Here is a 24,262-nt window from a genome sequence, read left to right on the forward strand (position 1 = left end):
GAAGAACGAAAAGAGTAACTTTCCGGAATCTGACAGAGAGGGTTTGTCAGCGGCTGTAAGCAGACCCGAGAAGAAGGATTGTGAAGTGCATTCGGGAGTCGATTCGGTGAAAGGATTAACGTGGCATTCAAAGTGTTTAATCATATAGCCGGATACGGAGTGCATCCGTTATATGCATTGAGGAGAAAGGTCGAAAAGCCTTTTAATAGAGTGGAACCGCGGAAAACTTCGTCTCTTATCGGGACGGAGTTTTTTTGTTGCCATGCATGCGCCAACAAGGTCCGGTGGACCATTTGCGAGTTTTATTGCGTTTTCACTGAAAGAAAGGAGTAATAATATGGGTATCGTTTCTTTTGTGAAGGAAGAAATAGAAGTGATCCGAGAACGTGATCCGGCAATTAAGTCTACGATGGAAGTATTTCTGTATCCCAGTTTTAAAGTAATGTTACATTATAGAGTGGCACATAAGTTATATTTAAAGAAGCACTATTTTCTTGCGAGGTGGATTTCGCAGAGAGCAGTCCGAAAAACGGGGATCGAGATCCATCCGGGAGCTACCATCGGGAAGGGCCTTTTTATTGACCACGGAAGTGGTGTGATCATTGGTGAGACGGCGATACTTGGAAATAATGTGACGTTGTATCAGGGAGTGACCCTTGGAGGAACCGGAAAAGAAAAGGGAAAACGGCATCCGACGCTGGAAGATAATGTTATGGTGAGCGCCGGAGCAAAAGTAATCGGATCATTTACCGTAGGAAAGAATTCCAAGATCGGCGCCGGTTCTGTCGTAATCGAGGAAGTGCCGCCGAACTGTACGGTTGTCGGTGTCCCGGGACGAATTGTGCGCATGGGAAATCAGAAGATTCCGAGAACAGATATGGATCAGATTCATCTTCCGGATCCGGTCAAAGCGGATATTCAGAAACTGCAGGAAGAAAATATGTGGATGATGAAGAAAATGGAAGAACTGGAAAAAAGAATTGAATTATATGAAATGATGGAATAAGATGACAGATCAGAAAGGGAAGACACATGAAAGTATTTAACACACTGACAAGAAGAAAAGAAGAATTTGTACCTCTGGAGCCGGGGAAAGTGAAAATGTATGTCTGCGGTCCGACCGTGTATAATTTTATTCATATCGGAAATGCAAGACCGATGATCGTATTTGACACCGTAAGAAGATATTTTGAATATAAGGGATACGATGTCAATTACGTTTCCAATTTTACGGATGTGGATGACAAGATCATTAAGAAAGCAATTGAAGAAGGCGTTTCTGCGCAGGAAATTTCTCAGAGATACATCGCAGAATGTAAGAAGGATATGGAAGGGATGAATGTGAAGCCGGCAACCAAACATCCGCTTGCAACCGAGGAAATCTGCGGTATGGTGGAAATGATCGCGGATCTGATCGAGAAAGGTTATGCCTATGAGAAAAACGGAACCGTTTATTTCCGCACCAGACGGTTCAAAGACTATGGAAAATTATCCCATAAGAATCTGGATGATCTCCGCTCGGGCGGACGTTCCCTGCTGGTGACCGGTGAGGATGAGAAAGAAGATCCGCTTGATTTCGTACTCTGGAAGCCGAAAAAAGAAGGCGAACCCGCGTGGGAGTCTCCGTGGTGTGAAGGACGTCCGGGATGGCATATTGAATGCTCTGTGATGTCTAAGAAATATCTCGGTGAGCAGATCGACATTCATGCGGGCGGTGAGGATCTGGTATTCCCACACCATGAGAATGAGATCGCTCAGAGTGAAGCGGCTAACGGAAAAGAATTTGCCAGATACTGGATGCACAATGCATTTTTAAATATTGATAACCGTAAAATGTCCAAATCTCTCGGAAATTTCCGTACCGTCCGTGAGATCAGCGAGCAGTATGATCTGCAGGTGCTCCGCTTCTTTATGTTGAGCGCTCATTACAGAAGCCCGTTGAATTTCAGTGCTGATTTAATGGAGGCGTCCGCAAATGGTCTGGAAAGAATTGTGAATGCGGTGGATAATCTGAAACATCTGATGGGAGCTGCCCAGACGGAAGCGATGAACGAAGCGGAAAATGCGACGTTTGCCCAGACGGAAGAGTTCGTAAAGGAATTCGAAGCTGCCATGGATGATGACTTTAATACGGCAGATGCAATCGCTGCGATCTTTGATCTGGTGAAATTTGCAAATACTACGGCTTCAGCGGAAAGTTCAAAAGAATATCTGAAGAAGCTGTTTGATCTGATCGTGAAGCTTGGAGATGTGCTCGGATTGATCCTTGACAAGGAAGAAGAGCTTCTGGATGCAGACATTGAGAAACTGATTGAAGAACGCCAGGCAGCAAGAAAGGCAAAGGATTTCGCAAGAGCTGACGCAATCCGTGACGAACTTCTGGCGAAAGGAATTATACTGAAGGATACCAGAGAAGGAGTACAATGGAAAAAAGCATAGGATTTGACTGGAAATCCTGTATGTGCGACGTTTTGAAACTGAATGAGGTGGATATCGCAGGATATTCACCTCTTACTTTAGCATATATAGGAGATAGTGTATACGATTTGATTATCAAGACTATGGTGGTCAGCGAAGGCAATAAACAGGTGAAAAAGCTGCACCAGGAAACCAGCAGTATGGTACAGGCTTCGGCGCAGTCGGAGATGATGCGTGTGATTCAGGAGCATTTGACTGAGGAGGAACATGCTGTATACAAGCGGGGGAGAAATGCGAAAACGGTATCCCCTGCAAAGAATCAGACCCTAACGGATTATCGGCGCGCGACCGGTTTTGAGGCGTTGATGGGATGGCTGTATCTGAAAAACGAATGGCCGAGAATGCTGGAACTGATTAAAATCGGACTGGAACATTTGAATAAAAAAGAAGAAAAAATGCAGGAGACAGGTTCTGCAGTCAGGGAGAATGAGTGATGATAGAAGAAAATGGAGTAAAAAGCCAGTTGATCGAGGGGAGAAATGCGGTTATGGAAGCATTTCGTTCCGGAAAACCGATTGACAAAGTGTATGTTCTGGACGGATGTCAGGACGGCCCGATCCGCAGTATTGTGCGTGAAGCGAAGAAGCATGACACGATTCTCAATTTTGTGACAAAAGAACGTCTTGCTCAGATTTCCGAGACAGGGAAACATCAGGGTGTCATTGCGATGGTGGCTGCGTACGAATATGCTCAGGTGGAAGATATGTTGGAACTTGCAAAAGAAAAAGGCGAGGATCCATTTCTGATCCTGCTGGATAATATTGAGGATCCGCACAATCTTGGGGCGATTATCCGAACCGCAAATCTGGCGGGGGCACACGGTGTGATCATTCCGAAGCGGCGTGCGGCAGGACTCACTGCGACAGTGGCAAAGACTTCGGCCGGTGCGCTGAACTATACGCCGGTAGCTAAGGTCACCAATCTGGTGAAAACGATGGAAGAACTGAAGGAAAAAGGACTCTGGTTCGTCTGCGCCGACATGGGCGGGGATATCATGTATCATGTGAATCTGAAAGGGCCGATCGGGCTTGTGATCGGAAACGAAGGAGAAGGAGTGAGCAGGCTGGTTCGCGAGACCTGCGATATGACAGCTTCCATTCCGATGAAGGGGGATATTGATTCTCTGAATGCTTCGGTGGCGGCGGGTGTGCTTGCTTATGAGATTGTACGTCAAAGGCTGGGTTAATTAAATGGAATATGAAAAAATGACGGACGAGCAGCTGATCAGCCGCCTGCGAGGCGGCGAAAAGCCGATCATGGATTTTTTGATGGAGAAATATAAGGGATTGGTTCGTCAGAAGGCAAAAGCAATGTATCTCTGGGGAGGGGAAAATGACGATCTGATCCAGGAGGGGATGATCGGTCTTTTCAAAGCAGTAGAGGATTATGAGCCGGATGCGGGTGCATCTTTTTATAGCTTTGCTGAACTTTGCATTTCCAGGCAGATGTACACCGCCATCAAAGCGTCCCAGAGAAAAAAGCACTTACCCTTAAATTCCTACGTCTCACTCTATACATCGGGAAAACGGGAAGATGGAAAAGAAGCGCTTCCGCTGGCAGAGACGATCGAGGCGGGGGCAGAAAGCAATCCGGAAGAATTGCTTCTGAACACAGAGTATGCCAATGCATTTGAGGAAGAACTGAAGGATCAGCTCAGCAAGCTGGAAAACCGGGTTTTGTATCTGCATCTGATGGGAATGGATTATTTGAAAATCGCAGAAGTAATGGATAAGAGTCCAAAAGCCATTGACAATGCCCTTCAGAGAATCAAAGGAAAGGCAAGGCATATTCTGGAAGAAAAGAGAAAATAAAAACCTCAGGAAATCTTCCTGAGGTTTTTTAAAAGCTGCCTAGCGGAATCGAACCGCCGACCTCCGCCTTACCAAGGCGACGCTCTACCGACTGAGCCAAGGCAGCAGACGCATATCAGCGACTTAATTAATATAACACACCTTCGTGAAATTTGTCAATATGACTTTTGATTTTTTTGAAAAAGTATTATGCTGCGAATTTCTTAGAATGAAGAATCCTGGATTGCGCATCCGGCATCAGGTATGATATCCTATAAGAAGTGAAAATACGTGGGATGCCATGTGTGGCAGCTTACAGGAGGAGAATAGGGGAGAAACATATGGGAAAGGATTCAAAAGATACATTTGCGGTCGATACGCGTAACAGGAGTCTGAAACAATGGGGAGAAGGTCTGTTTGCTTTATTTGTGGGTCTAACAATCGCCCATTTGGGAGTCAGCCTTTTTCTCGTGTCGGAACTTGGCTCGGATGCGTTTACGGTGATGATTCAGGGAATTGCAAGAACTCTCGGGCTTAGCATTGGCACGGTTCATGTGATTGCATTGATCCTGCTGATGATTGTGATGGTTTTGACGACGAAGGGATATGTCAAGCCGGGGACGGTCGTCTGTGCATTCTGCGGAGGATGGATCATAGATCTGTTCCTGTGGATGATCGGGGATAAAATATCTTCCGGATCGCCGATGTGGATCCGGATCCTTGTTATGTTGGCAGGATGTGTGATATTGAGCTTTGGTATGTCCATCGTCATTGAGAGCAACAGCGGTACAGGGCCGAACGATCTGATTGCCATCATATTAACGGATAAACTGAATCAGAAATGGAATGTACAGTTTCAGTATGTGAGGATTACCTGTGATATTTGTTTTGCAGTGATTGGATTCCTGCTTGGCGGGCACCTTGGAATCGGAACGATCGCAGCGGCTTTTCTGGTAGGGCCGGCTGCACAGTTTTTTTTGCCGAGGAGCCGCAAATTAATCAAAACATGTTTTCCGGATCTGTAAAAGAAAACCTGCCAATGCGTTTGGAAATGCAATGGCAGGTTTTCTTCTTGAAACTATTTACAAGTATAAGCTTTCAGAAGCAGAAGTGTATTTTTTACTCCGTCCAGATGAGAACGTTCATAATTATGTGATGCATAAACACCCGGTCCGATCAGACCGTGCAGAATGTCGTAACCGCTTCTTAAAGTAGCTTCTACGTCCGAACCGTAATGCGGATATACATCGATGGCATAGTCGAGTCCGTTTGCTTTCGCAGTGTCGATCAGGGCGCTTGTCACCTCATAATTGTAAGGACCGCCGGAGTCTTTTGCGCAGATGGAAACCATGCGCTCTGTGCAGCCCAGGTCGGCACCAACACATCCCATATCAACTGAAATCATTTCTTCGGTATCTTCCGGCACACTGCTTCCGCCGTGACCGACTTCTTCGTAAACGGTGAAGACGAGAGAAACCTTGCGATTCAGGGAAAGGTGTTCGTCTTTGACCCATTTTGCAAGGGCTAGCAAGATGGCAGCGGAGAGCTTGTCATCAAGGAAGCGACTCTTGATATATCCGCTTTCAGTCACTACAGTACGAGGATCCATGGCAATGATATCGCCGACCTGAATGCCGAGAGCGGCTACGTCTTCTTTCGTATTTACATTCTCATCCAGAAGAATCTCCATGTTTTTCTCTTCATGATCCGGCTTATCGTCTGCTACATGGACGGAGGGCTCGGTATTGAGAACAACACCGGTATAAACCTTTCCGTCGCGTGTGTGGATGGTGCAGTTTTCACCGTCGGCAGTTGACCACTGATGTCCGCCGAGTGTGGTGGGACGCAGACGTCCGTTGTCTTTGATGGAACGAACCATAGCGCCAAGGGTATCGACATGAGCGGCAAGAAGAAGCGGATTTCCCTCTCCACCCAGTGTCACCAGTACATTTCCTTTTCTGGAACTCCATGGCTCATACCCCATCTCTTTGAGTGTGGAAAGAAGGTATTCTTTCACTTCGCGGGTATACCCGGAAGGGCTGGCGATTGAAGTCAGTGCTTTGAGCTGCTTTGCAGCGTATTCAGTGTAAGTTTCCATAAAATCATTCCCCCAAAATGTTAAATTTTATTATGCTTTGTTATTTTAATCGTTATCAAACGAAAAAGCAATCCTGTTATGCAGAGAATTTCTGCTTTTCCAATCCATGTATCCAGTCGGATTTGAAATAATATACCGTAAATACAATAGAACTTAAGGTCCAGGTGATCGGGTAGGCCCAGAACACAACATTGATCACCGGGATAAAATGAACCGCAATGCTGATGTAGCTGACACGGATCAGGCACCAGCAGATCATCATGACCAGCATCGGAACCGTAGAACGGCCTGCGCCGCGCATGATTCCGGCCATACAGTGGGAGTAGGCGAGCAGACAATAAAACAGAGAAATGGTTCTTGCCTGTGTCACACCGAATGCGATGGCTTCTTCGCTTCCACCGAATAAGGAGAGCAGTGTCGGCGCAAATGTATAGACAAGCAAACCAATCAGTTCTGCCAGAGTAATGGAGCATATGACTCCGAAAACGGATCCTTTCTTTGCACGGTCATACTCTCTTGCCCCCAGGTTCTGACTGATAAAGGTTGTGAGAGCCATTGAAAAACAGGTCACCGGAAGAAAACCGAAGCCCTCAATTTTGGCATAAGAACCGCAGCCTGCCACCGCAAGAGCACCGAATTTATTGATGTTTGACTGTACAAATACATTTGCTAGAGAGATGATCGAATTCTGGACTCCGGTCGGAAGTCCGTTCGCAACGATCTGAGGCAGCATCATGCGGTCCAAACGGATATCCTTCAAGGAAACACGGATCTCTTCCGGATTATGCAGGAGCTGGCGCAGACAAAGAAAAGCACTCAGGAACTGAGAGATCGTTGTAGCAAGAGCGGCTGCTCCGACACCGAACCGGAATCCAGCAATCAGGATCAGGTCAAGTGTAATATTTGTGGCAGAGGAAATCATCAGGTAGATCAGCGGATGTCTGCTGTCCCCAAGAGCCTGAAGAATTCCCATGAAGAAGTTGTACATAACAAAGCCAAGAGCACCCATGAAATAAACTCGGAAGTATACTAAAGAATTCACAAGTACTTCATCGGGTGTGCCCATGAGGTGCAAAATCTGCGGCGCGGCTATTTCCCCGATCAGGGTGACTGCGACTCCGCAGCAGAGACCGAATCCGATCGTTGTGTGAATGGCCCGCCTCAGTGCCTTCATATTGCCGGCACCGAAGTATTTTCCGATGATCACACTTGCACCGATGGAGATACCGTTGAAGAGTCCGACAAGAAGCATGATCAGACTTCCGGAAGAACTGACGGCGGCAAGTGCGTTACTGCCCAGAAAATTACCCACGATCAAAGTGTCGGCCGTGTTGTAAAATTGTTGGAACAGATGTCCCCAGAAAAGCGGAATTGCAAAAAGTACGATTCGCTTCCAGATAGGGCCCTCTGTCATGCGTGTTGAAGAAGAAATATTAGACATACCAAAAACCCCCGATAGTTATGTTGACTGTACATAGTTATAAACTGGTTACAGACTAAAGTACACTTTTTAATTATAAGAATGTATTTTGAAAAAGTCAATGAAGTGAGAGGAACAATGATAAAATTGTTGTTCTCTGTCATAAATTGTGGTAAACTAATGAACAAAGTTTCAGGAATCGGCCTTCTGCGGCGGATTCCACAGATTGAGAACCTGAGGAGGATTTACCATGGCAGAAGAAATGGTATCAAAGAATTTTATTGAACAGGAAATTGACAAAGATTTAAGAGAAGGTGTTTATGACCATGTCTGTACACGTTTTCCGCCGGAACCGAACGGATATCTTCATATCGGACATGCCAAATCCATTCTTTTAAATTATGGACTGGCCCAGAAATATAACGGAACATTCCATATGCGTTTTGATGATACGAACCCGACGAAAGAGAAGATGGAATTCGTGGATTCCATCAAAGAGGATATTCAGTGGCTGGGAGCTGACTGGGGGGAGCATCTTTATTTTGCATCAGATTATTTTGATACAATGTATGAATGTGCGGTCAAATTGATCAAGAAGGGCAAAGCGTTCGTATGTGATCTGACAGCGGATGAGATCCGGGAATACCGCGGGACTCTGACCGAACCGGGGAAGAACAGTCCTTATCGAGACCGGTCGGTGGAAGAGAATCTGGAGTTATTTGAGAATATGAGAGCCGGTGTCTATAAAGACGGTGAGAAGGTACTCCGTGCAAAGATCGATATGGCTTCTCCGAATATCAATATGCGGGATCCGGTCATTTACCGGGTGGCACACATGTCACATCATAATACAGGGGATAAGTGGTGCATTTATCCGATGTATGATTTTGCGCATCCGATTGAGGACGCAGTCGAAGGAATCACCCACTCCATCTGCACGTTGGAATTTGAAGATCATCGCCCGCTTTATGACTGGGTAGTGAGAGAGTGTGAATTCGAGAATCCGCCGCGTCAGATTGAATTTGGTAAATTATATTTGAATAATGTGGTTACAGGCAAGAGATATATTAAAAAGCTGGTTGAGGACAAGGTCGTTGATGGATGGGATGATCCGCGTCTGGTTTCGATCGCGGCACTCCGCCGTCGTGGCTTTACACCGGAATCCATTAAGATGTTTGTGGATCTCTGCGGGGTATCCAAGACTCAGGGAGCTGTGGATTACGCGATGCTGGAGTATTGTATCCGCGAAGATCTGAAGTTAAAAAGGCCGCGTATGATGGCGGTGCTGGATCCGGTGAAACTCGTGATTGACAATTATCCGGAAGGAGAAACCGAATGGCTTGATGCACCGAATAATCTGGAAAATGAAGAGCTGGGAAGCAGAAAGGTTCCGTTTAGCCGTGAACTTTATATTGAAAGGGATGACTTTATGGAAGAACCACCGAAGAAATATTTCCGCCTTTTCCCGGGCAATGAAGTCCGTCTGATGAATGCATATTTTGTGAAGTGTGTGGATTATGAGAAAGATGAAAATGGAAATGTGACCGTGATCCATTGTACCTATGATCCGGAGACGAAATCAGGCAGTGGATTTACCGGAAGAAAAGTAAAAGGCACGATTCACTGGGTATCAGCGGAACATGCTGTGAAGGCAACGGCACGCTTATATGAGAACCTGATCGATGAGGAGAAGGGCGTTTATAACAAAGAAGACGGTTCCATGAATCTGAATCCGAATTCACTTACCGAAAAGGAAATTCTTGTAGAACCGAACTTCTCAGAGGCAAAGGCCTATGACAGTTTCCAGTTTGTGCGTCAGGGATATTTCTGTGTGGATTCGCACGATTCCAAACCGAATGCGTTGGTGTTTAATAGGATTGTATCGTTGAAAAGTTCATTTAAACTACCGAAATAAAAAAGAATTTTCGAAAATTTAAGAATAAAAATGCAGCATTTGAATCAATGCTGCATTTTCTATTCCGGTATAACGGCTGTAATCTATTCGTTTTTTTCTTCGGAAGAATCAGCCGGCTTCCCTGCTTCTTCAGGAGCATCAATTTTCTGCTCGGAATCTGCTTCTTCGACTGTAGTTTCATCAGGTTGTCCCGGTGCTTCTGCTTCGGATGGCTCTACGGGTTCGGCTGGTTTTTCTGCTTCATCCGATGCTTCGGATTCAGGCTGTTCTTCAGTGGCACTGGAAGTATCGGATGTCTGAGCGGAAGATGGATTGAGATGAACATAACCGCGTTCTTTGACTTCGCCGAGGTCATCATCTAATTCAAAATCATCATCATCGAAATCATCATCAAAATCATCTTCTGATTCGATGTCATTCTTTTTCTTCATCCAATAATAGATACCTGCTCCGGCAGCTCCGGCGGCGGTCAGGCCAAGCAGGAGTTTTCTGAAATTTTTTGCCATAATAATACTCCTTTCTTAGACGAAATGCATAATAAGATGCATATAAACAAATTCATTGTAATACTTTTTCCGTAAAAGGAAAAGTAAAATATTTATAAACACTGGTTTTTGTGATAAGATATGTGATACGATATAGGATATTGATTTAAGAAAGGAACATCAATTAGGAATGGATGAAAAAGAGACTTTGATGTATGAAAAAGGTCAGACAATTAGGAAAAGGGCGAAAAATAAAATTTTTGGTGTAATCTATAGCCGTACCGCAGTTGTGATTATTTTGCTTCTTTTACAGATTGAGCTGATGTTATTTTCGCTCACTTATCTGGAGAATTATACAAACTATTTATATGGAGTTTTTGTCATACTTTCTGTTGTGTCAGTCATTTATATTATGAATGAGAAAGGGACGCCTGAATTCAAGATGACATGGCTTCTGTTTATTTTGCTTGTACCGGTCGTGGGAGTGGGATTCTATATTTTTACGAAGACCGAATTTGGAACCCATTTTCTGGGAAAGAGGCTGGAAGATCTTCGGCATGAAACAGAACCGTATATGGAGCAGAATGAAGGAATTGTCCAGACGATGCGAAGCAGCAGACTTGCGAATGTGAATTTGTCACATTTCCTGTATCAGCAGGTGGGATTCCCGACATACGGAAATACGGAGGCTACGTATTTCCCACTGGGAGATGATAAATTCCCGGCGCTTTTAGCGGAACTGGAGAAGGCAGAAAAATTTATTTTTATGGAATACTTCATAGTTGAAGAAGGGTATATGTGGAATTCAGTTCTGGATATTTTGCAGAAGAAGGTACAGGAAGGTGTGGAAGTCCGTTTCATGTATGACGGTATGTGCAGTGTTGCCCTGCTTCCATATGAGTATCCGGAAAAGCTCAGGAAAATGGGAATCCAGTGCAAGCAGTTCGCGCCGATTAAACCGGTTATGTCCACCAGTCAGAATAACCGGGATCACAGAAAGATCTGTGTGATCGATGGAAAAGTTGCGTTTACCGGTGGGGTCAATCTGGCTGATGAATATATCAATCAGAAGCTGCGGTTTGGTCATTGGAAAGATACCGCGATTATGCTGAAAGGAGATGCGGTACAAAGCTTCACCATGATGTTCCTGCAGATGTGGAATCTCTGGGAACGCCGCCCGGAGGATTATAAAAAATATCTGACGGTCAAGAAAAGCGGATTCCGGAGAGAGACCGGTTATATGATTCCATACGGGGACAGTCCGTTTGATCATGAGAATGTGGGAGAAGAGGTTTATTTTCACATATTGAATCATGCGAAGAAATATGTCCATATTATGACACCGTATCTGATTCTTGACAGTGAGATGATCACGGCTCTTACACGAGCTGCCAAATGCGGGATCGAAGTGATCATCATCATGCCGGGGATTCCGGATAAGCCGTATGCGTTTTATCTGGCCAAGACATATTATGCTGAGCTTTTGGAAAAAGGAGTTCAGATTTATGAATATACACCGGGATTTGTACATGCAAAGGTATTTACTTCGGATGACGATACGGCTACAGTAGGAACCATCAATCTGGATTACCGCAGCCTGTACCTGCATTTTGAATGTGGTGTCTTTATTTATCATAATCCGGTGGTTTATGATATTGAAAAGGATTTCCAGGAGACGCTGAAGAAATGCCATAAAGTTACGCTTACGGAAGTCAGAAACCGAAGCCTTTTTACGAAACTGTATGGGCAGATCCTCCGTCTGGTTGCCCCTCTTATGTAGGAGTAAACCGGCAGATTTCGTGTCTGATCGGCTTAGGATTTGCGAAAAAACCAGGAAAAAACAGTTTTCAAAAAATAAGAATGTACATATGAGAAAAAATGTTGTATAATTTTTAAAGGTGTTTCTTATAGTACAAAAGTTACATGGGATACATATATGAATATAAGCAGGAGGATATATCATGGTTAAAGCAGTAGTAGGTGCGAACTGGGGAGACGAAGGCAAGGGCAAGATTACAGACATGCTTGCAGAAAAGGCTGATATCATTATCCGTTTCCAGGGCGGTGCGAATGCAGGACATACAATTATCAACGATTATGGTAAATTTGCTCTTCACACACTGCCGTCGGGCGTGTTCTATGGACATACTACAAGTATTATCGGAAATGGTGTTGCAGTCGATATTCCGGTGTTGTTCAATGAGATTCAGTCCATCATCGACAGAGGAGTGCCGATGCCGAAGATTTTGGTTTCTGACAGAGCACAGATGGTAATGTCATACCATAAAAATTTTGATGCATATGAAGAGGAGAGACTGGGAGGAAAGTCATTTGGCTCTACAAAGTCAGGAATTGCTCCGTTCTATTCTGACAAGTATGCAAAGATCGGTTTCCAGATCAGCGAACTTTTTGATGATGATCTGCTGAAAGAAAAGGTTGTTCGGGTGGCGGAGCAGAAGAACGTGCTGCTTGAGCATCTGTATCACAAACCATTAATCGATCCTGAGGAATTATATAAAGAATTAGTAAGCTACAGAGAGATGGTAGAACCTTATGTATGTAATGTTTCCGCTTATCTTGATCAGGCGATCAAAGAGGGCAAAGAGATCCTGCTGGAGGGACAGCTTGGAACATTGAAGGATCCGGATCATGGCATTTATCCGATGGTTACTTCTTCTTCCACACTTGCGGCTTATGGTGCGATCGGCGCAGGTATTCCGCCATATGAGATCAAGCAGATCGTAACAGTATGTAAGGCATACTCCAGCGCGGTCGGAGCAGGTGCATTTGTAAGCGAGATCTTCGGAGAAGAGGCAGATGAACTGAGAAGACGCGGCGGAGACGGCGGCGAATTCGGTGCAACGACAGGACGTCCGAGACGTATGGGATGGTTTGACTGTGTGGCTTCCAAATACGGATGCCGTCTGCAGGGAACAACAGACGTTGCATTTACGGTAGTTGACGTTCTGGGATATCTGGATGAGATCCCGGTATGTGTAGGATATGAGATCGACGGCGAAGTGACGACGGAATTCCCGACCACACATCTGCTTGAAAAAGCAAAACCGGTTCTTAAGACTCTTCCGGGATGGAAATGTGATATCCGTGGAATCAAGAAGTATGAAGATCTGCCGGAGAACTGCAGAAATTATATTGAATTTATCGAGAAAGAGATTGGATACCCGATTACCATGGTTTCAAACGGACCGGGAAGACATGATATTATTTTCAGATAATGGATGAATAGAATAAATGAAAAAAGAGGACATGGCATATCAGTATGCTGTGTCCTCTTTCGTTGTGTGCAACTGCCTTAAAATCCGCAGAATTGCGGCAGTGTTTTAAAGCAGATAGAGTCCGTTCTCCGATGCATGCTGTACGATCTCGTCCGGCCATACGGAGGACTGTACTTCTCCGATGTGCGCTTTCCTGAGATAGAACATACAGATACGAGACTGCCCGATTCCGCCGCCGACTGTATAGGGAAGTTCTCCGGCCAGAAGAGATTTCTGGAAGTCCAGTCCCGCGCGCTCTTCGCATCCGGCAGCTTTGAGCTGACGTTTCAATGCTTCTTCATCGACACGGATTCCCATGGAAGAGAGTTCCAGTGCAATGTCCAGAACTGGATAGTATACAATAATGTCCCCGTTCAGTTCCCAGTCATCATAGTCCGGAGCACGTCCGTCATGTTTCGTTCCGGAAGCAAGCGTTTTACCGATCTGTTTGATAAAAATGGCTCCTTTGGCTTTGGCAAAACGGTATTCGCGTTCCTTTGGTGTCTTATCCGGATACATGGTTTCCAGTTCCTGAGAAGTAATAAATGTGATCTCATCCGGCAGATAAGCCTCTATGTAATTATAGCGGCGTGCCATAAACTGTTCTGTTTCTTTTAATGCGCTGTAGACTTTATTTACGGTATACTCCAGCGTTTCCATATTCCGTTCTTCTTTTGAGATTACTTTCTCCCAATCCCACTGGTCTACATAGATCGAATGGATATTGTCCGTTTCTTCATCCCGGCGGATTGCACTCATATCCGTATAAAGTCCCTCCCCTGAGTGGAATCCGTAGCGCTTCAGCGCGTAACGTTTCCATTTTGCAAGAGAATGGACGATTTCGACCTCTTTGTCATTCTGTTCCTTCACACCGAAAGAGACCGGACGTTCTATACCATTCAGGTTATCATTCAGACCGGATTCCGGGCGTACAAAAAGCGGAGCAGATACACGGGTCAGGTGCAGAGACTTGGCAAGTGAACGCTCAAAATGGTCTTTGACCTCTTTGATAGCAACCTCAGTCTCACGAATCGTAAGCGGAGAATGGTAATTCTCCGGTATTATCAAGTGTTCCATGTTCATCTTCCTTTCCTACTCATTAGTACAAGTGTAGTAGAAAGAGGTGTTGATTGTCAATCCATTTTTTTGGCAGAAAAATATTTAGTCAGAAAATATGTGCTTCCGGTCATAAATGGCTGTCCGGTCTCATATAATAAAAAGGTCGGGGAAGGAGGGGACTTATGATTCAGAAAGAGAAAATGAGAAATGAACAGGAAACGATCTCGATCGAAGAATATTTGAACAGACGCAGAAAGTTGCGTGAAAAAGAGAGAAGGAACAGAAAAGAGCAGACATACGAAAAAGAAAGCTCTCCCTGGATGCTGGCAGAGCTTTCCATGACGTAAGCTATTCGGCTTTGTTTTCATCGTTCGAATCATCCGAATCATCTTTGCGAAGCAGCCTGTAGAACAATGTATAGGCATAGAGAAGAACCGGAACGAGGATCGTACAGGCAATGGAAGCTTTAAAGAGCCCATGTGTCTGTGAATGATCCGTGAGTGCAAAAATCAATGTACTTGCATACAAAAGAATCAGTAAAACAGCACCGATCAGTGCGAGAATCCGTTTTGTTTTTTTCATTTAAATCACCTGTTTTCATCTTTTCTATCTATTATAATAACAAAATTGCATTTCCACAAGAAAATGTTTTGCAAACGGATAAGAAATGCTGTATGATATATGGAGTGAAAAGAACAAAAAGGAGAATTTACAAATATGAGTACTTTATTAGAACAGTGGAGAGATACCGCATATTCAAAAGAAATGGATCAGAATTCCCTGCAGAAGTTCTGGGGAACCTATTTTCAGGTTGAAAAGGAAATCTATGAAAAGCTTCTTACCAATCCGGATGAAGAGGTTAAGGGAACGGTGAAAGAACTTGCAGAAAAATATGGTGTAGAAGTATTTACCATGACCGGATTCCTGGATGGTATCAACGACAGCCTGAAAGAACCAAATCCGATCGAGACCATGGATGAAGATACCGTTGTGAGCCTTGCGTTTGACAAAGAACTGCTTTACAAAAATATGGTAGACGCAAAAGCGGACTGGCTTTATGAACTCCCGCAGTGGGAAAATATTTTCACGGAAGAAAAGAGAAAAGAACTGTATAAAGAACAGAAGAATTCCCGTACTGTACACGTAGAAAAGAAAGTTTATCCGAACGACCCATGTCCGTGCGGAAGCGGAAAGAAATATAAAAAATGTTGTGGGAAGAATAAATAGATTTCATAATTGACAAATACTTTCCACATGTCTATAATAATAGCAAATGTGTTGATGAGAAGAGTAGAACGCGGAAGAATCACAGAGAGAAAAGCCATGGCTGGAAGCTTTTTATTGCAGAAGCGTTTGAAGACCATCTCGGAGCGGCTGTGAGGAGCAGCACGGCAGGATACCGTTATCATCCGAATGAAGTGGCTTTGGCATGACGCCGGAGCAAGCGGGGTGGAACCGCGAGTAATGATGTTGACTCGTCCCTTGCAGTAGATGTTTATGCTGCAGGGGATTTTTTGTTGCCATGCATATATGAGCGGAAGGAGTGAGAAGTAGATGGAAGCATACAGACACAAAGTGCAGTATTACGAGACGGATCAGATGAAGATCGTACACCACTCCAATTACATCCGTTGGTTTGAAGAGGCGAGAATCGATTATCTGGAACAGCTTGGAATGCCTTATGAAGAGATGGAAGCCCGGGAGATCATAAGCCCGGTGCTGGCAGTCGAGGCGGAGTATCTGCGGATGGTACATTTTGGAGATACGGTCACGATTTATCCGAAAGTGAAAGAGTATAACGGGATCAAGCTTACAATCAGTTACGATGTAATGGATGAGAAAACACAGATGGTTCATTGCCGGGGACTGACAAGGCATTGTTTCCTGAATCTTAAGGGGAGGCCGATCTCGCTCAAACGGGAATACCCGGATTATCATGAAAAATTTATAGAAGCACTGGAAAACGACCAGGATTGACAAAGGAAGTTTCAAGTTAAAAGAAACATAGAAAGAGAGGAAAAAATATGAAAATCACATTGAAAGACGGATCTGTTAAAGAGTATGCCCAAAGCAAATCCGTAATTGAAATTGCGGAAGACATCAGCGAAGGACTGGCGAGAGCAGCAACAGCCGGGAAAGTAAACGGTGAGGTGGTTGACCTCAGAACGGTGGTCAGTGAAGACTGTACACTGAGTATCCTGACATTTAATGACGAAGAAGGAAAGGGCGCGTTCCGTCATACGGCTTCTCATATTATGGCACAGGCTATCAAGAGACTTTACCCGGATACAAAGCTTGCAATCGGACCTTCCGTTGCAGACGGTTTCTATTATGACATTGACCGCGAGACACCGCTTGTGGCAGAAGATCTGGAAAAAATCGAAGCAGAGATGAAGAAAATCGTCAAAGAAGGACTTCCGCTTGAACGTTCTACCAAGCCGAGAAATGAAGCAATAGAATACTTTAAAGAAAAGGGAGAACCTTATAAAGTGGAACTGATCGAAGACCTTCCGGAAGATGCCGAAATCAGTTTCTATACTCAGGGAGAATTTACAGATCTCTGTGCGGGACCACATTTGATGAATACAAAACAGGTAAAAGCATTTAAGCTGACAAGCCTTGCGGGGGCTTACTGGCGCGGAAGCGAAAAGAATAAAATGCTTCAGAGAGTTTATGGTACAGCTTATCCGAAGAAAGCAGATTTGGATGCGTATCTGACAATGATGGAAGAGGCAAAGAAACGTGATCATAGAAAACTTGGAAAGGAACTGGGACTTTTTATGATGAAAGAAGAAGGACCGGGCTTCCCGTTCTTCCTTCCGAAGGGAATGGTTCTTAAAAACCAGCTTCTGGATTACTGGAGAGAGATCCATCACAAAGCAGGTTATGTGGAAATATCCACTCCGATCATGTTGAACCGTCAGCTGTGGGAAACGTCCGGACACTGGGATCATTATAAAGACAATATGTACACAACGGTCATTGATGAAGAAGATTTTGCAATCAAGCCGATGAACTGTCCGGGTGGAATTCTGGTTTACCAGTCTGAACCACGTTCTTATCGTGATCTGCCGCTTCGTATGGGAGAGCTTGGACTGGTTCACCGCCATGAGAAATCCGGACAGCTCCATGGTCTCATGCGTGTAAGATGTTTTACACAGGATGATGCACATATTTTCATGATGCCTGAGCAGATCCGTGATGAGATCAAGGGGGTTGCCAAACTGATCGATGAAGTGTACAGTCTGTTTGGATTTAAATATCATGTAGAACTTTCCACTCGTCCGGAGGACAGCATGGGAAGTGATGAAGACTGGGAGATGGCTACCGATGCTCTGCGCGGTGCGCTGGATGATCTTGGCCTTGACTATGTAGTAAATGAAGGGGACGGTGCATTCTACGGACCGAAGATCGACTTCCATCTGGAAGACTCAATCGGAAGAACCTGGCAGTGCGGAACGATTCAGTTAGACTTCCAGCTTCCGCTTCGTTTTGGATGTGAATATACAGGAGCTGACGGAGAAAAGCATCAGCCGATCATGATCCACCGTGTAGCGTTCGGATCCATTGAACGTTTCATCGGAATCCTGATCGAGCATTTTGCAGGTGCCTTCCCGACATGGCTTGCACCGGTTCAGGTTAAAGTGCTGCCGATTTCTGACAAATATATGGATTATGCGAACAAAGTTCTGGAAGAACTGAACAATGCAGGAATCCGTGCAGAAGTAGACACACGTGCTGAAAAGATCGGTTACAAGATCCGTGAGGCTCAGATGCAGAAGATTCCGTATATGCTTGTTGTAGGAGCGAAGGAAGAGGAAGAGGGTCTGGTATCTGTCAGAAGCCGTTTCGAAGGAGACGAGGGGCAGAAAATGCTCTCTGACTTTATTGCGGCGATCAAAATGGAGATCAAGGCAAGAACGGTAAGAGAAGTAAAAACGAAAGAATAAGAAGTCAGAATAAGGGCATAATATAATTTGATTTCTGATAAGAGAAGGAGGGTGTATTATGCCGGAATTAAAATGTACCGTGCAGACATGCATGCATAACAAGGATTTTTATTGTGATCTGAATGCGATTACTGTGGGAGGAAATTCCGCAAAAACGGCAGAAGAGACTTGCTGTGACAGCTTCGAAGAGCGCAAAAGCGGAACCTACAGTAATGTGATGGGAGAGGCGTCCCCGACCAGCCAGATCGACTGCAAGGCAACGGATTGTAAGTATAATGATGAATGTCAGTGCCATGCCGGAAAGATCAGTGTCGAAGGAAGTCAGGCCTGCCAGTGCGAAGAGACAGAATGTGCGACGTTTACCTGTAAGTAGCAGATAAACAGCTGGAAGAAAAATGAGAAGACCACCATTGGGAACGTATATCAAATTAGGTATCCGATCAACCTGAAGGTGGTCTTTTTATGCATTCAGCTATTCGGAAAAGGAATGAGACTTGTATGAAAAACTTGAATTATTAGAAAAGGATTTTGGAGATTGCCACGGAAAATCTATTGCATAGAGTAAATTTTGACGGTATAATGCTGATGTATGAGAAAAAGAAATCGTGTCTTAAAGAAGACAGATTTAAGAGAAAAGGTGAAGAATGAATGGAAAATGATGAGAAGCTGCAGGAAAGAAAAAGTGATGATCCTGCTTCTGCTCCGTATTATGTGAAAAGGCCGCAATTCGGTAAAGAAGGCCCGTCTAAACTCCGGCAGGAATTTAGCAGGGGAATGACCATGTTTCTGGTCATTATGGCATGTGTGGTCCTGTATTTTGCATTACTGCGTCTGGATTCAATCACGAACGCTGTTTCCATGGTGATTGATGTATTGAAACCGATTCTTTATGGAATGGTCATTGCGTATCTTCTGAATCCGATTGTCAAGCAGGTAGATCGTATTCTGGTTCCAAGACTGGAGAAATACATGCAAAAGAATCGAGCAAAGAAATGCTCCAGAGGAATCGGAGTGATCCTGTCACTGGTGTTTTTATTTGCTTTGATCACAGCACTCTGTAATATGTTGATACCGGAGCTGGTAAAAAGCATCCGGGACCTGATCATCACGCTGCCGGGACAGTTGAATAATGTAGTCGACTGGTTTAATCATTTGCAGGCGTCCGATACGGCAATGGGAATCCTGATGAGAAATGCTCTGGAAGAGGGAACAACAACCCTGCAGAACTGGCTGCGTACGGATCTGATGCCGCAGGTAAATACGATCATGTCAAATCTCACGGTGGGAGTGTTGAATATCCTGAATGAGGTATTGAATTTCCTGATCGGACTGATCGTGTCCGTATACCTCCTGTTCAGCAAGGAACAGTATTCTGCCCAGTGCAAGAAAATGACCTACGCTTTTTTAAAAACGAATCATGCCAATATGTTGCTGCATCTTACGAAAAAAAGTAACGAAATTTTTGGCGGTTTTATTATCGGGAAAATTATCGATTCCGCAATTATTGGTGTACTCTGTTTTATCGGTCTTTCGCTGATTAAGATGCCATATACGCTTCTTGTCAGTGTAATTGTTGGAGTGACAAATGTGATTCCTTTCTTCGGACCGTACATCGGTGCGATTCCGAGTGCATTTCTGATCCTGCTCAGCGATCCGAAAAAGGGCCTTTATTTTATTATTTTTATACTGGTACTACAGCAGATCGACGGAAATGTGATCGGTCCGAAGATACTCGGTAATTCAACAGGACTTTCCCCATTCTGGGTCGTATTTTCCATCCTGATCGGAGGGGGAATGTTCGGGTTCGTTGGTATGATCATGGGAGTGCCTACTTTTGCGGTGATTTATTATATTATTAGTATGATTACCAGCCAGAGGCTAGAGCGTAAGAATCTCCCGTTGACCACAGTTCACTACGGAGTAAAGAGTTATGTGAACGAAAAAGGAGAGTTTATCAGTGACGATATAACGATTGTGGATGAAGATGAAAAGAACAATGAATAGTAGAAAAGGGGAATTTTATTATGCCAATTCGTGTACAGAATGATCTTCCGGTAAAAGAGATACTGGAAAAAGAAAATATATTTGTGATGGATGAGTTCCGGGCGACTCATCAGGATATCCGTCCGATCAGGATCGGGCTTTTGAACCTCATGCCGCTCAAGGAAGATACAGAACTTCAGCTTCTGCGGTCGCTTTCCAATACTCCGCTGCAGGTGGATATTGTGTTTGTCACGGTGAAGAGTCATGAGTCGAAGAATACTTCGGCAAACCATTTGAACCGGTTTTACGAAACTTTTGATAAAGTGAAAAACCAGAAATTTGACGGTTTTATCATCACCGGAGCGCCGGTTGAGCAGATGCCGTTTGAAGAAGTGGATTACTGGGAAGAACTGAAGGAAATCATGGAATGGACCAAGACGAATGTGACATCTACGATCCATCTTTGCTGGGGGGCACAGGCGGCACTTTATTACCATTATGGAATTGATAAAGTACAGCTTCCGTCCAAGCTTTTCGGTGTATTTGAACATAAAGTGATGAACCGGAAAATACCGCTTGTACGTGGATTTGACGATGTGTTCCTGGCACCGCATTCCCGCCACACAGATGTTCCGATCGAAAAGATCAGGGAGGATGACCGCCTAATGATACTGGCAGAATCTGATGTTGCCGGAGCATTTCTTGTCATGGCAGAGGACGGCAGACAGATCTTCGTGATGGGACATCCGGAATATGACAGAATTACACTGGATCAGGAATATAAACGTGACAAGAGCAAGAATCTTCCGATTGAACTTCCGGTTAACTATTATCCAAATGATGACTGCGAACAGAAGCCGCTTCTTACGTGGAGGGCACACGGGAATACGTTGTATGGGAATTGGCTGAACTACTATGTCTATCAGGCAACGCCGTATGACATGATTGGGACACCGCAGTTTTAGGCTGATCGGTGGGATAAGTAAGCAATCTATATAAAAGCACCAAGGGAAGAGATAATCTTCCTGCGGTGCTTTTTTATATGGAAACAGATGTATGGTACTGGAATCTTTCATTTGCTGACAACGGGACGGCTGACAGTAAAGAAACTATTTACAGATTCTGAATCATCACATATAATGAGGGTCAAAGTAATAAGTTAGAGAATGCGGCAGGAGTGCCCGGGCATTCTTGAATCTGGGAGGAATTATATATGATGCTTGAAAAGAAAACGACAGAGTTCCTGGAAGAACTTTCTTCATCGGCACCGGTTCCGGGAGGAGGCGGCGCATCGGCGGCAGCAGGTGCTTATGCAGCAGCGCTTGGATTGATGGTAGGCAATCTGACGACCGGTAAGAAGAAATATGCCGATGTGGAAGAAGAAATATGTGAAAGCATGAAAAAGCTGGAACAGCTGCGCGATAAACTGACACGTCTGGTTGATGAGGATGCGAAGGCATTTGAGCCGCTTTCAAAGGCATATGGAATGCCAAAAGAAACGGAAGAACAGAAGAAGTTAAAAGAACAGGTGATGGAGACGGCGCTTCGCGAAGCCTGCCGGGTGCCGCTTGAGATTATGGAGGTCTCTATTGAAGTGATGGAACTTCTGCAGGGACTCGAAGAGAAAGGAAGTCGCCTTGCAGTAAGCGACGCAGGAGTCGGTATTTTGTTTGCCAAGACGTCTCTGGAAGGTGCGTCTTTGAATATATTTATCAATACCAGACTGATGAAAGACAGGCAGTATGCGGAAGAACTGAATCAACGTGCGGATGCATGGATTGCCCGTGGAAGAACACTGGAGCAGCAGGTATATCATGGCGTTCTGGAAAAAATAAGGTAAACGAGAAGGAAGGAAAAGAGAAAATGGCAATAGAAATGTTAGGGGCAGAAGTGGCAAAGGCGATGAAAGAAAGAATTATCAGCAGAGGGGACAGACTGAAGCAGGAAGGGATTATACCTTGTCTCACGATTATTCGAATCGGAGAGCGACCGGATGACCTGTCATATGAGCGGGGAGCAAAAAAAAGGATGGAGCTTACCGAAATTGAATGCCGCGTAAAAGAACTCCCGGAAGATATTTCTCAGGAGGAGTTTGAAGGGGAATTTCGCAAAGTCAACGCGGATGAAACGGTGCATGGCATTTTGCTTTTCCGTCCGCTTCCGGCGCATCTGGATGAGGAACCGGTGAGAAAAATGATCAATCCGTATAAGGATGTGGACTGTATGAGTGATGTGAATCTGGCAAAGGTATTTGCAGGAGATCAATCCGGTTTCGCGCCCTGTACGGCAGAAGCTGTCATGGAAATGCTGGAACACTACGGCATCGATGTCTGTGGAAAAAAGGTGACGGTTGTAGGCAGAAGCATGGTTGTTGGAAGACCGCTTGCCATGCTGATGCTTCAGAAAAACGCGACGGTAACGGTATGTCATACCAGAACGGCCGAGTTGGCGGAAACGTGCAGAAATGCGGATATTCTGGTGGCAGCAGCAGGGAGAGCAAAGATGATTACTTCCGATATGATTGGGGAAGGAGCAATTGTCGCAGACGTGGGAATCAATGCAGACGCAGAGGGGAAAATGTGTGGAGATGTAGATTATGAAGGAGCACTTGAAAAAGCGTCCTTCATAAGTCCGGTACCACGTGGCGTCGGAAGTGTGACGACTTCCGTACTGGCATTGCATGTCATAAAAGCAGCAGAATATCTTGCCCATCTGGAATAGAACAATGGTTAAGTCTTATCTTCAGAATCCGGCGTTGCAGGGAATTCCCGGATAAGACTTTGGATATTGTCGCGGATATAACGTTTATAATGCTCTGGAAGAGGACGTAACAGATCCAGTATTTCCAGTTCAAGCGGATCGGAAATGGATGGCTTCTCTTCCAGGTAATCACAGATCAGATACTCAAAACGGACGTTAAGTACTTTGGAAAAATTCAGCATAGAAGAAAATGATGTGGAAAGATTTCCATTTTCGATCCGGCTGATTGTCGTTGTATCAAGATTCATTTTTTCTGCTAATTCAGCCTGAGTCATACCTGCGTTTTTACGCGCTTGACGTACGCGGCTACCAAATTCTTTGCTCATAACCATTACCTCTCTAAAAAATAGTTTAGCATTGGAATATGAAAAATAAATGGCGTATAAAACAAACAATATTTACAAATATGCAAAATGACTGTTAAGATGTAAACAAAAGGAGGGAAAAAAGAATGGATTTTGAAGTATACAGGGAGGAGATCGAAGCGATAAAACTGGCAGTAAGTACCGCATCCAGACGTGGTGTGCCAAGAGAACATACCCTTACGGGCAGTATAGAACGTTTGCTTGATTATTATGCGGAAGAACCGAAAAACGAATATCTGACTGGCGCTTTGCTCAATATACAGGCATATTTGGAACTGGGGATGGAATATAGTAAATACGAAGATTTGTTTGAGCGTGTGCTGAGAAAAGGTAATCTGGATAAAAGAGAAGTGTTCCCGAAACCGTTTTATTCTGCCAGAAAAGTGAAATTAAATAAAAGCCAGGTGAGAGGGATGATCCGGAAATGGTCTACTTCTTCTAAAAATACCATGCCTATCCCCGAGGTGGTTGAGGACATTATCACGAAAGTCAAGAACCGGGAAAAGGGTGTGTATTATTATCATAATCATGTGACGGGATCCGGTATGGAAGATGATATATACGAATTGGTCATCCAGGGGGAAGAATGCTATTTTCATGATATTAAATGGGGAAGATACTATGTCTTTAAGGAATAAAAGCGTTGTTAATTCTTCAATAATTTTGTATAATTAAATATCTTTA

At 44.4% G+C, this 24,262-nt stretch carries 25 protein-coding genes, 1 tRNA gene and 2 other annotated features (1 of these 28 cut by a window edge); of the genes, 19 read left to right on the top strand and 7 right to left on the bottom strand.

What is annotated here, in order from left to right; translation table 11 throughout:
• Positions 1 to 239 (top strand) — a binding site (T-box leader) (it extends 8 nt beyond the left edge of the window).
• A 98-nt stretch (positions 240 to 337) separates the two neighbouring features.
• From epsC to ACTNBR_RS05405, 5 genes are read left to right on the top strand one after another with little or no spacing between them, the layout of a single operon-like run.
• Positions 338 to 1,006: a serine O-acetyltransferase EpsC gene (gene epsC / locus ACTNBR_RS05385; protein ID WP_427805536.1), complete on the top strand. Its 669-nt coding sequence runs from the start codon at positions 338 to 340 to the stop codon at positions 1,004 to 1,006.
• A 26-nt stretch (positions 1,007 to 1,032) separates the two neighbouring features.
• Positions 1,033 to 2,439, top strand: coding sequence for a cysteine--tRNA ligase (cysS, locus tag ACTNBR_RS05390; protein ID WP_427805537.1), 1,407 nt, complete (start codon positions 1,033 to 1,035; stop codon positions 2,437 to 2,439).
• Positions 2,424 to 2,912, top strand: coding sequence for a Mini-ribonuclease 3 (locus tag ACTNBR_RS05395; RefSeq protein WP_427805538.1), 489 nt, complete (start codon positions 2,424 to 2,426; stop codon positions 2,910 to 2,912). The genes cysS and ACTNBR_RS05395 overlap by 16 nt, the downstream gene beginning before the upstream one ends.
• On the top strand, positions 2,912 to 3,664 hold the full coding sequence (gene rlmB, locus ACTNBR_RS05400; protein WP_441016897.1) for a 23S rRNA (guanosine(2251)-2'-O)-methyltransferase RlmB: 753 nt from the start codon (positions 2,912 to 2,914) through the stop codon (positions 3,662 to 3,664). Before ACTNBR_RS05395 ends, rlmB begins: the two co-directional genes overlap by 1 nt.
• A 4-nt stretch (positions 3,665 to 3,668) precedes the next feature.
• The gene (locus ACTNBR_RS05405; RefSeq protein WP_427805540.1) at positions 3,669 to 4,289 is read left to right on the top strand and encodes a sigma-70 family RNA polymerase sigma factor; all 621 of its coding nucleotides are present in this window, start codon (positions 3,669 to 3,671) and stop codon (positions 4,287 to 4,289) included.
• Positions 4,290 to 4,322: 33 nt separating this feature from the next.
• On the opposite strand, the gene ACTNBR_RS05410 is transcribed toward ACTNBR_RS05405, so the two are convergent.
• A tRNA-Thr gene (locus ACTNBR_RS05410) sits at positions 4,323 to 4,395 on the bottom strand.
• 214 nt (positions 4,396 to 4,609) lie between these two features.
• Here ACTNBR_RS05410 and ACTNBR_RS05415 point away from each other — a divergent pair.
• Positions 4,610 to 5,293: a YczE/YyaS/YitT family protein gene (locus ACTNBR_RS05415; protein WP_441016894.1), complete on the top strand. Its 684-nt coding sequence runs from the start codon at positions 4,610 to 4,612 to the stop codon at positions 5,291 to 5,293.
• A 53-nt stretch (positions 5,294 to 5,346) separates the two neighbouring features.
• Here ACTNBR_RS05415 and ACTNBR_RS05420 read toward each other — a convergent pair whose 3' ends face one another.
• Positions 5,347 to 6,366, bottom strand: a complete 1,020-nt coding sequence (locus tag ACTNBR_RS05420) for a M42 family metallopeptidase (RefSeq protein WP_427805542.1) — start codon at positions 6,364 to 6,366, stop codon at positions 5,347 to 5,349.
• A 76-nt stretch (positions 6,367 to 6,442) separates the two neighbouring features.
• Positions 6,443 to 7,807 (bottom strand): MATE family efflux transporter, encoded by a 1,365-nt coding sequence (locus ACTNBR_RS05425; RefSeq protein WP_441016891.1) that lies wholly within the window; start codon positions 7,805 to 7,807, stop codon positions 6,443 to 6,445.
• 229 nt (positions 7,808 to 8,036) lie between these two features.
• On the opposite strand from ACTNBR_RS05425, the gene ACTNBR_RS05430 reads away from it, so the two are divergent.
• Entirely contained in the window at positions 8,037 to 9,701 is a 1,665-nt protein-coding gene (locus ACTNBR_RS05430) for a glutamine--tRNA ligase/YqeY domain fusion protein (protein ID WP_427805544.1), read from the top strand.
• An 83-nt stretch (positions 9,702 to 9,784) separates the two neighbouring features.
• Here ACTNBR_RS05430 and ACTNBR_RS05435 read toward each other — a convergent pair whose 3' ends face one another.
• Positions 9,785 to 10,207 (bottom strand): hypothetical protein, encoded by a 423-nt coding sequence (locus ACTNBR_RS05435; RefSeq protein ID WP_441016888.1) that lies wholly within the window; start codon positions 10,205 to 10,207, stop codon positions 9,785 to 9,787.
• 169 nt (positions 10,208 to 10,376) lie between these two features.
• Between ACTNBR_RS05435 and cls the strand changes: the two genes are divergently transcribed.
• Complete coding sequence (cls, locus tag ACTNBR_RS05440; RefSeq protein ID WP_441016885.1) at positions 10,377 to 11,966, top strand: cardiolipin synthase; 1,590 nt, start codon at positions 10,377 to 10,379, stop codon at positions 11,964 to 11,966.
• A gap of 181 nt (positions 11,967 to 12,147) precedes the next feature.
• A complete protein-coding gene (locus ACTNBR_RS05445) occupies positions 12,148 to 13,422 on the top strand; it encodes an adenylosuccinate synthase (RefSeq protein ID WP_427805547.1) in 1,275 nt (424 codons plus the stop codon).
• Between the two features lie 105 nt (positions 13,423 to 13,527).
• Here ACTNBR_RS05445 and asnA read toward each other — a convergent pair whose 3' ends face one another.
• Positions 13,528 to 14,538 (bottom strand): aspartate--ammonia ligase, encoded by a 1,011-nt coding sequence (gene asnA / locus ACTNBR_RS05450; RefSeq protein WP_427805548.1) that lies wholly within the window; start codon positions 14,536 to 14,538, stop codon positions 13,528 to 13,530.
• Positions 14,539 to 14,702: 164 nt separating this feature from the next.
• On the opposite strand from asnA, the gene ACTNBR_RS05455 reads away from it, so the two are divergent.
• Positions 14,703 to 14,867 (top strand): hypothetical protein, encoded by a 165-nt coding sequence (locus ACTNBR_RS05455; RefSeq protein ID WP_427805549.1) that lies wholly within the window; start codon positions 14,703 to 14,705, stop codon positions 14,865 to 14,867.
• Between the two features lies 1 nt (position 14,868).
• Here the strand turns inward: ACTNBR_RS05455 and ACTNBR_RS05460 are convergent, their stop codons facing one another.
• On the bottom strand, positions 14,869 to 15,102 hold the full coding sequence (locus ACTNBR_RS05460; protein WP_441016882.1) for a hypothetical protein: 234 nt from the start codon (positions 15,100 to 15,102) through the stop codon (positions 14,869 to 14,871).
• Between the two features lie 135 nt (positions 15,103 to 15,237).
• Here ACTNBR_RS05460 and ACTNBR_RS05465 point away from each other — a divergent pair, with 135 nt between their 5' ends.
• The 8 genes from ACTNBR_RS05465 (at position 15,238) to ACTNBR_RS05500 (ending at position 23,174) form a co-directional block, all read left to right on the top strand.
• Entirely contained in the window at positions 15,238 to 15,747 is a 510-nt protein-coding gene (locus ACTNBR_RS05465) for an SEC-C metal-binding domain-containing protein (RefSeq protein ID WP_441016879.1), read from the top strand.
• A 42-nt stretch (positions 15,748 to 15,789) separates the two neighbouring features.
• Positions 15,790 to 16,006: a binding site (T-box leader), on the top strand.
• Positions 16,007 to 16,074: 68 nt separating this feature from the next.
• The gene (locus ACTNBR_RS05470; RefSeq protein ID WP_427805552.1) at positions 16,075 to 16,497 is read left to right on the top strand and encodes an acyl-CoA thioesterase; all 423 of its coding nucleotides are present in this window, start codon (positions 16,075 to 16,077) and stop codon (positions 16,495 to 16,497) included.
• 47 nt (positions 16,498 to 16,544) lie between these two features.
• Complete coding sequence (gene thrS / locus ACTNBR_RS05475) at positions 16,545 to 18,470, top strand: threonine--tRNA ligase (protein WP_427805553.1); 1,926 nt, start codon at positions 16,545 to 16,547, stop codon at positions 18,468 to 18,470.
• Positions 18,471 to 18,528: 58 nt separating this feature from the next.
• Entirely contained in the window at positions 18,529 to 18,843 is a 315-nt protein-coding gene (locus tag ACTNBR_RS05480) for a DUF1540 domain-containing protein (RefSeq protein WP_427805554.1), read from the top strand.
• A gap of 275 nt (positions 18,844 to 19,118) precedes the next feature.
• Positions 19,119 to 20,474, top strand: a complete 1,356-nt coding sequence (locus ACTNBR_RS05485) for an AI-2E family transporter (protein ID WP_427819005.1) — start codon at positions 19,119 to 19,121, stop codon at positions 20,472 to 20,474.
• Positions 20,475 to 20,494: 20 nt separating this feature from the next.
• Positions 20,495 to 21,418 carry a homoserine O-acetyltransferase MetA gene (gene metA / locus ACTNBR_RS05490; protein ID WP_427805556.1) on the top strand — a complete coding sequence of 308 codons (924 nt, stop codon included), beginning with the start codon at positions 20,495 to 20,497 and terminating at the stop codon, positions 21,416 to 21,418.
• A gap of 248 nt (positions 21,419 to 21,666) precedes the next feature.
• On the top strand, positions 21,667 to 22,293 hold the full coding sequence (locus ACTNBR_RS05495) for a cyclodeaminase/cyclohydrolase family protein (protein ID WP_441016876.1): 627 nt from the start codon (positions 21,667 to 21,669) through the stop codon (positions 22,291 to 22,293).
• Positions 22,294 to 22,316: 23 nt separating this feature from the next.
• Complete coding sequence (locus ACTNBR_RS05500) at positions 22,317 to 23,174, top strand: bifunctional 5,10-methylenetetrahydrofolate dehydrogenase/5,10-methenyltetrahydrofolate cyclohydrolase (RefSeq protein ID WP_441016873.1); 858 nt, start codon at positions 22,317 to 22,319, stop codon at positions 23,172 to 23,174.
• Positions 23,175 to 23,182: 8 nt separating this feature from the next.
• Here ACTNBR_RS05500 and ACTNBR_RS05505 read toward each other — a convergent pair whose 3' ends face one another.
• The gene (locus ACTNBR_RS05505) at positions 23,183 to 23,539 is read right to left on the bottom strand and encodes a helix-turn-helix domain-containing protein (protein ID WP_441016870.1); all 357 of its coding nucleotides are present in this window, start codon (positions 23,537 to 23,539) and stop codon (positions 23,183 to 23,185) included.
• A 125-nt stretch (positions 23,540 to 23,664) separates the two neighbouring features.
• On the opposite strand from ACTNBR_RS05505, the gene ACTNBR_RS05510 reads away from it, so the two are divergent.
• A complete protein-coding gene (locus tag ACTNBR_RS05510) occupies positions 23,665 to 24,216 on the top strand; it encodes a hypothetical protein (RefSeq protein ID WP_427820789.1) in 552 nt (183 codons plus the stop codon).
• Positions 24,217 to 24,262 lie beyond the last annotated feature (46 nt).

The sequence above is a fragment of the Bariatricus sp. HCP28S3_F11 genome, from assembly GCF_052065395.1.
Classification (GTDB): Bacteria; Bacillota; Clostridia; order Lachnospirales; family Lachnospiraceae; genus Allocoprococcus.

Coding starts and splice junctions, on each gene's coding strand:
- epsC (WP_427805536.1), top strand. CDS start 338: ATGGGTATCGTTTCTTTTGTGAAGGAAGAAATAGAAGTGATCCGAGAA.
- cysS (WP_427805537.1), top strand. CDS start 1,033: ATGAAAGTATTTAACACACTGACAAGAAGAAAAGAAGAATTTGTACCT.
- ACTNBR_RS05395 (WP_427805538.1), top strand. CDS start 2,424: ATGGAAAAAAGCATAGGATTTGACTGGAAATCCTGTATGTGCGACGTT.
- rlmB (WP_441016897.1), top strand. CDS start 2,912: ATGATAGAAGAAAATGGAGTAAAAAGCCAGTTGATCGAGGGGAGAAAT.
- ACTNBR_RS05405 (WP_427805540.1), top strand. CDS start 3,669: ATGGAATATGAAAAAATGACGGACGAGCAGCTGATCAGCCGCCTGCGA.
- ACTNBR_RS05415 (WP_441016894.1), top strand. CDS start 4,610: ATGGGAAAGGATTCAAAAGATACATTTGCGGTCGATACGCGTAACAGG.
- ACTNBR_RS05420 (WP_427805542.1), bottom strand. CDS start 6,366: ATGGAAACTTACACTGAATACGCTGCAAAGCAGCTCAAAGCACTGACT.
- ACTNBR_RS05425 (WP_441016891.1), bottom strand. CDS start 7,807: ATGTCTAATATTTCTTCTTCAACACGCATGACAGAGGGCCCTATCTGG.
- ACTNBR_RS05430 (WP_427805544.1), top strand. CDS start 8,037: ATGGCAGAAGAAATGGTATCAAAGAATTTTATTGAACAGGAAATTGAC.
- ACTNBR_RS05435 (WP_441016888.1), bottom strand. CDS start 10,207: ATGGCAAAAAATTTCAGAAAACTCCTGCTTGGCCTGACCGCCGCCGGA.
- cls (WP_441016885.1), top strand. CDS start 10,377: ATGGATGAAAAAGAGACTTTGATGTATGAAAAAGGTCAGACAATTAGG.
- ACTNBR_RS05445 (WP_427805547.1), top strand. CDS start 12,148: ATGGTTAAAGCAGTAGTAGGTGCGAACTGGGGAGACGAAGGCAAGGGC.
- asnA (WP_427805548.1), bottom strand. CDS start 14,538: ATGGAACACTTGATAATACCGGAGAATTACCATTCTCCGCTTACGATT.
- ACTNBR_RS05455 (WP_427805549.1), top strand. CDS start 14,703: ATGATTCAGAAAGAGAAAATGAGAAATGAACAGGAAACGATCTCGATC.
- ACTNBR_RS05460 (WP_441016882.1), bottom strand. CDS start 15,102: ATGAAAAAAACAAAACGGATTCTCGCACTGATCGGTGCTGTTTTACTG.
- ACTNBR_RS05465 (WP_441016879.1), top strand. CDS start 15,238: ATGAGTACTTTATTAGAACAGTGGAGAGATACCGCATATTCAAAAGAA.
- ACTNBR_RS05470 (WP_427805552.1), top strand. CDS start 16,075: ATGGAAGCATACAGACACAAAGTGCAGTATTACGAGACGGATCAGATG.
- thrS (WP_427805553.1), top strand. CDS start 16,545: ATGAAAATCACATTGAAAGACGGATCTGTTAAAGAGTATGCCCAAAGC.
- ACTNBR_RS05480 (WP_427805554.1), top strand. CDS start 18,529: ATGCCGGAATTAAAATGTACCGTGCAGACATGCATGCATAACAAGGAT.
- ACTNBR_RS05485 (WP_427819005.1), top strand. CDS start 19,119: ATGGAAAATGATGAGAAGCTGCAGGAAAGAAAAAGTGATGATCCTGCT.
- metA (WP_427805556.1), top strand. CDS start 20,495: ATGCCAATTCGTGTACAGAATGATCTTCCGGTAAAAGAGATACTGGAA.
- ACTNBR_RS05495 (WP_441016876.1), top strand. CDS start 21,667: ATGATGCTTGAAAAGAAAACGACAGAGTTCCTGGAAGAACTTTCTTCA.
- ACTNBR_RS05500 (WP_441016873.1), top strand. CDS start 22,317: ATGGCAATAGAAATGTTAGGGGCAGAAGTGGCAAAGGCGATGAAAGAA.
- ACTNBR_RS05505 (WP_441016870.1), bottom strand. CDS start 23,539: ATGAGCAAAGAATTTGGTAGCCGCGTACGTCAAGCGCGTAAAAACGCA.
- ACTNBR_RS05510 (WP_427820789.1), top strand. CDS start 23,665: ATGGATTTTGAAGTATACAGGGAGGAGATCGAAGCGATAAAACTGGCA.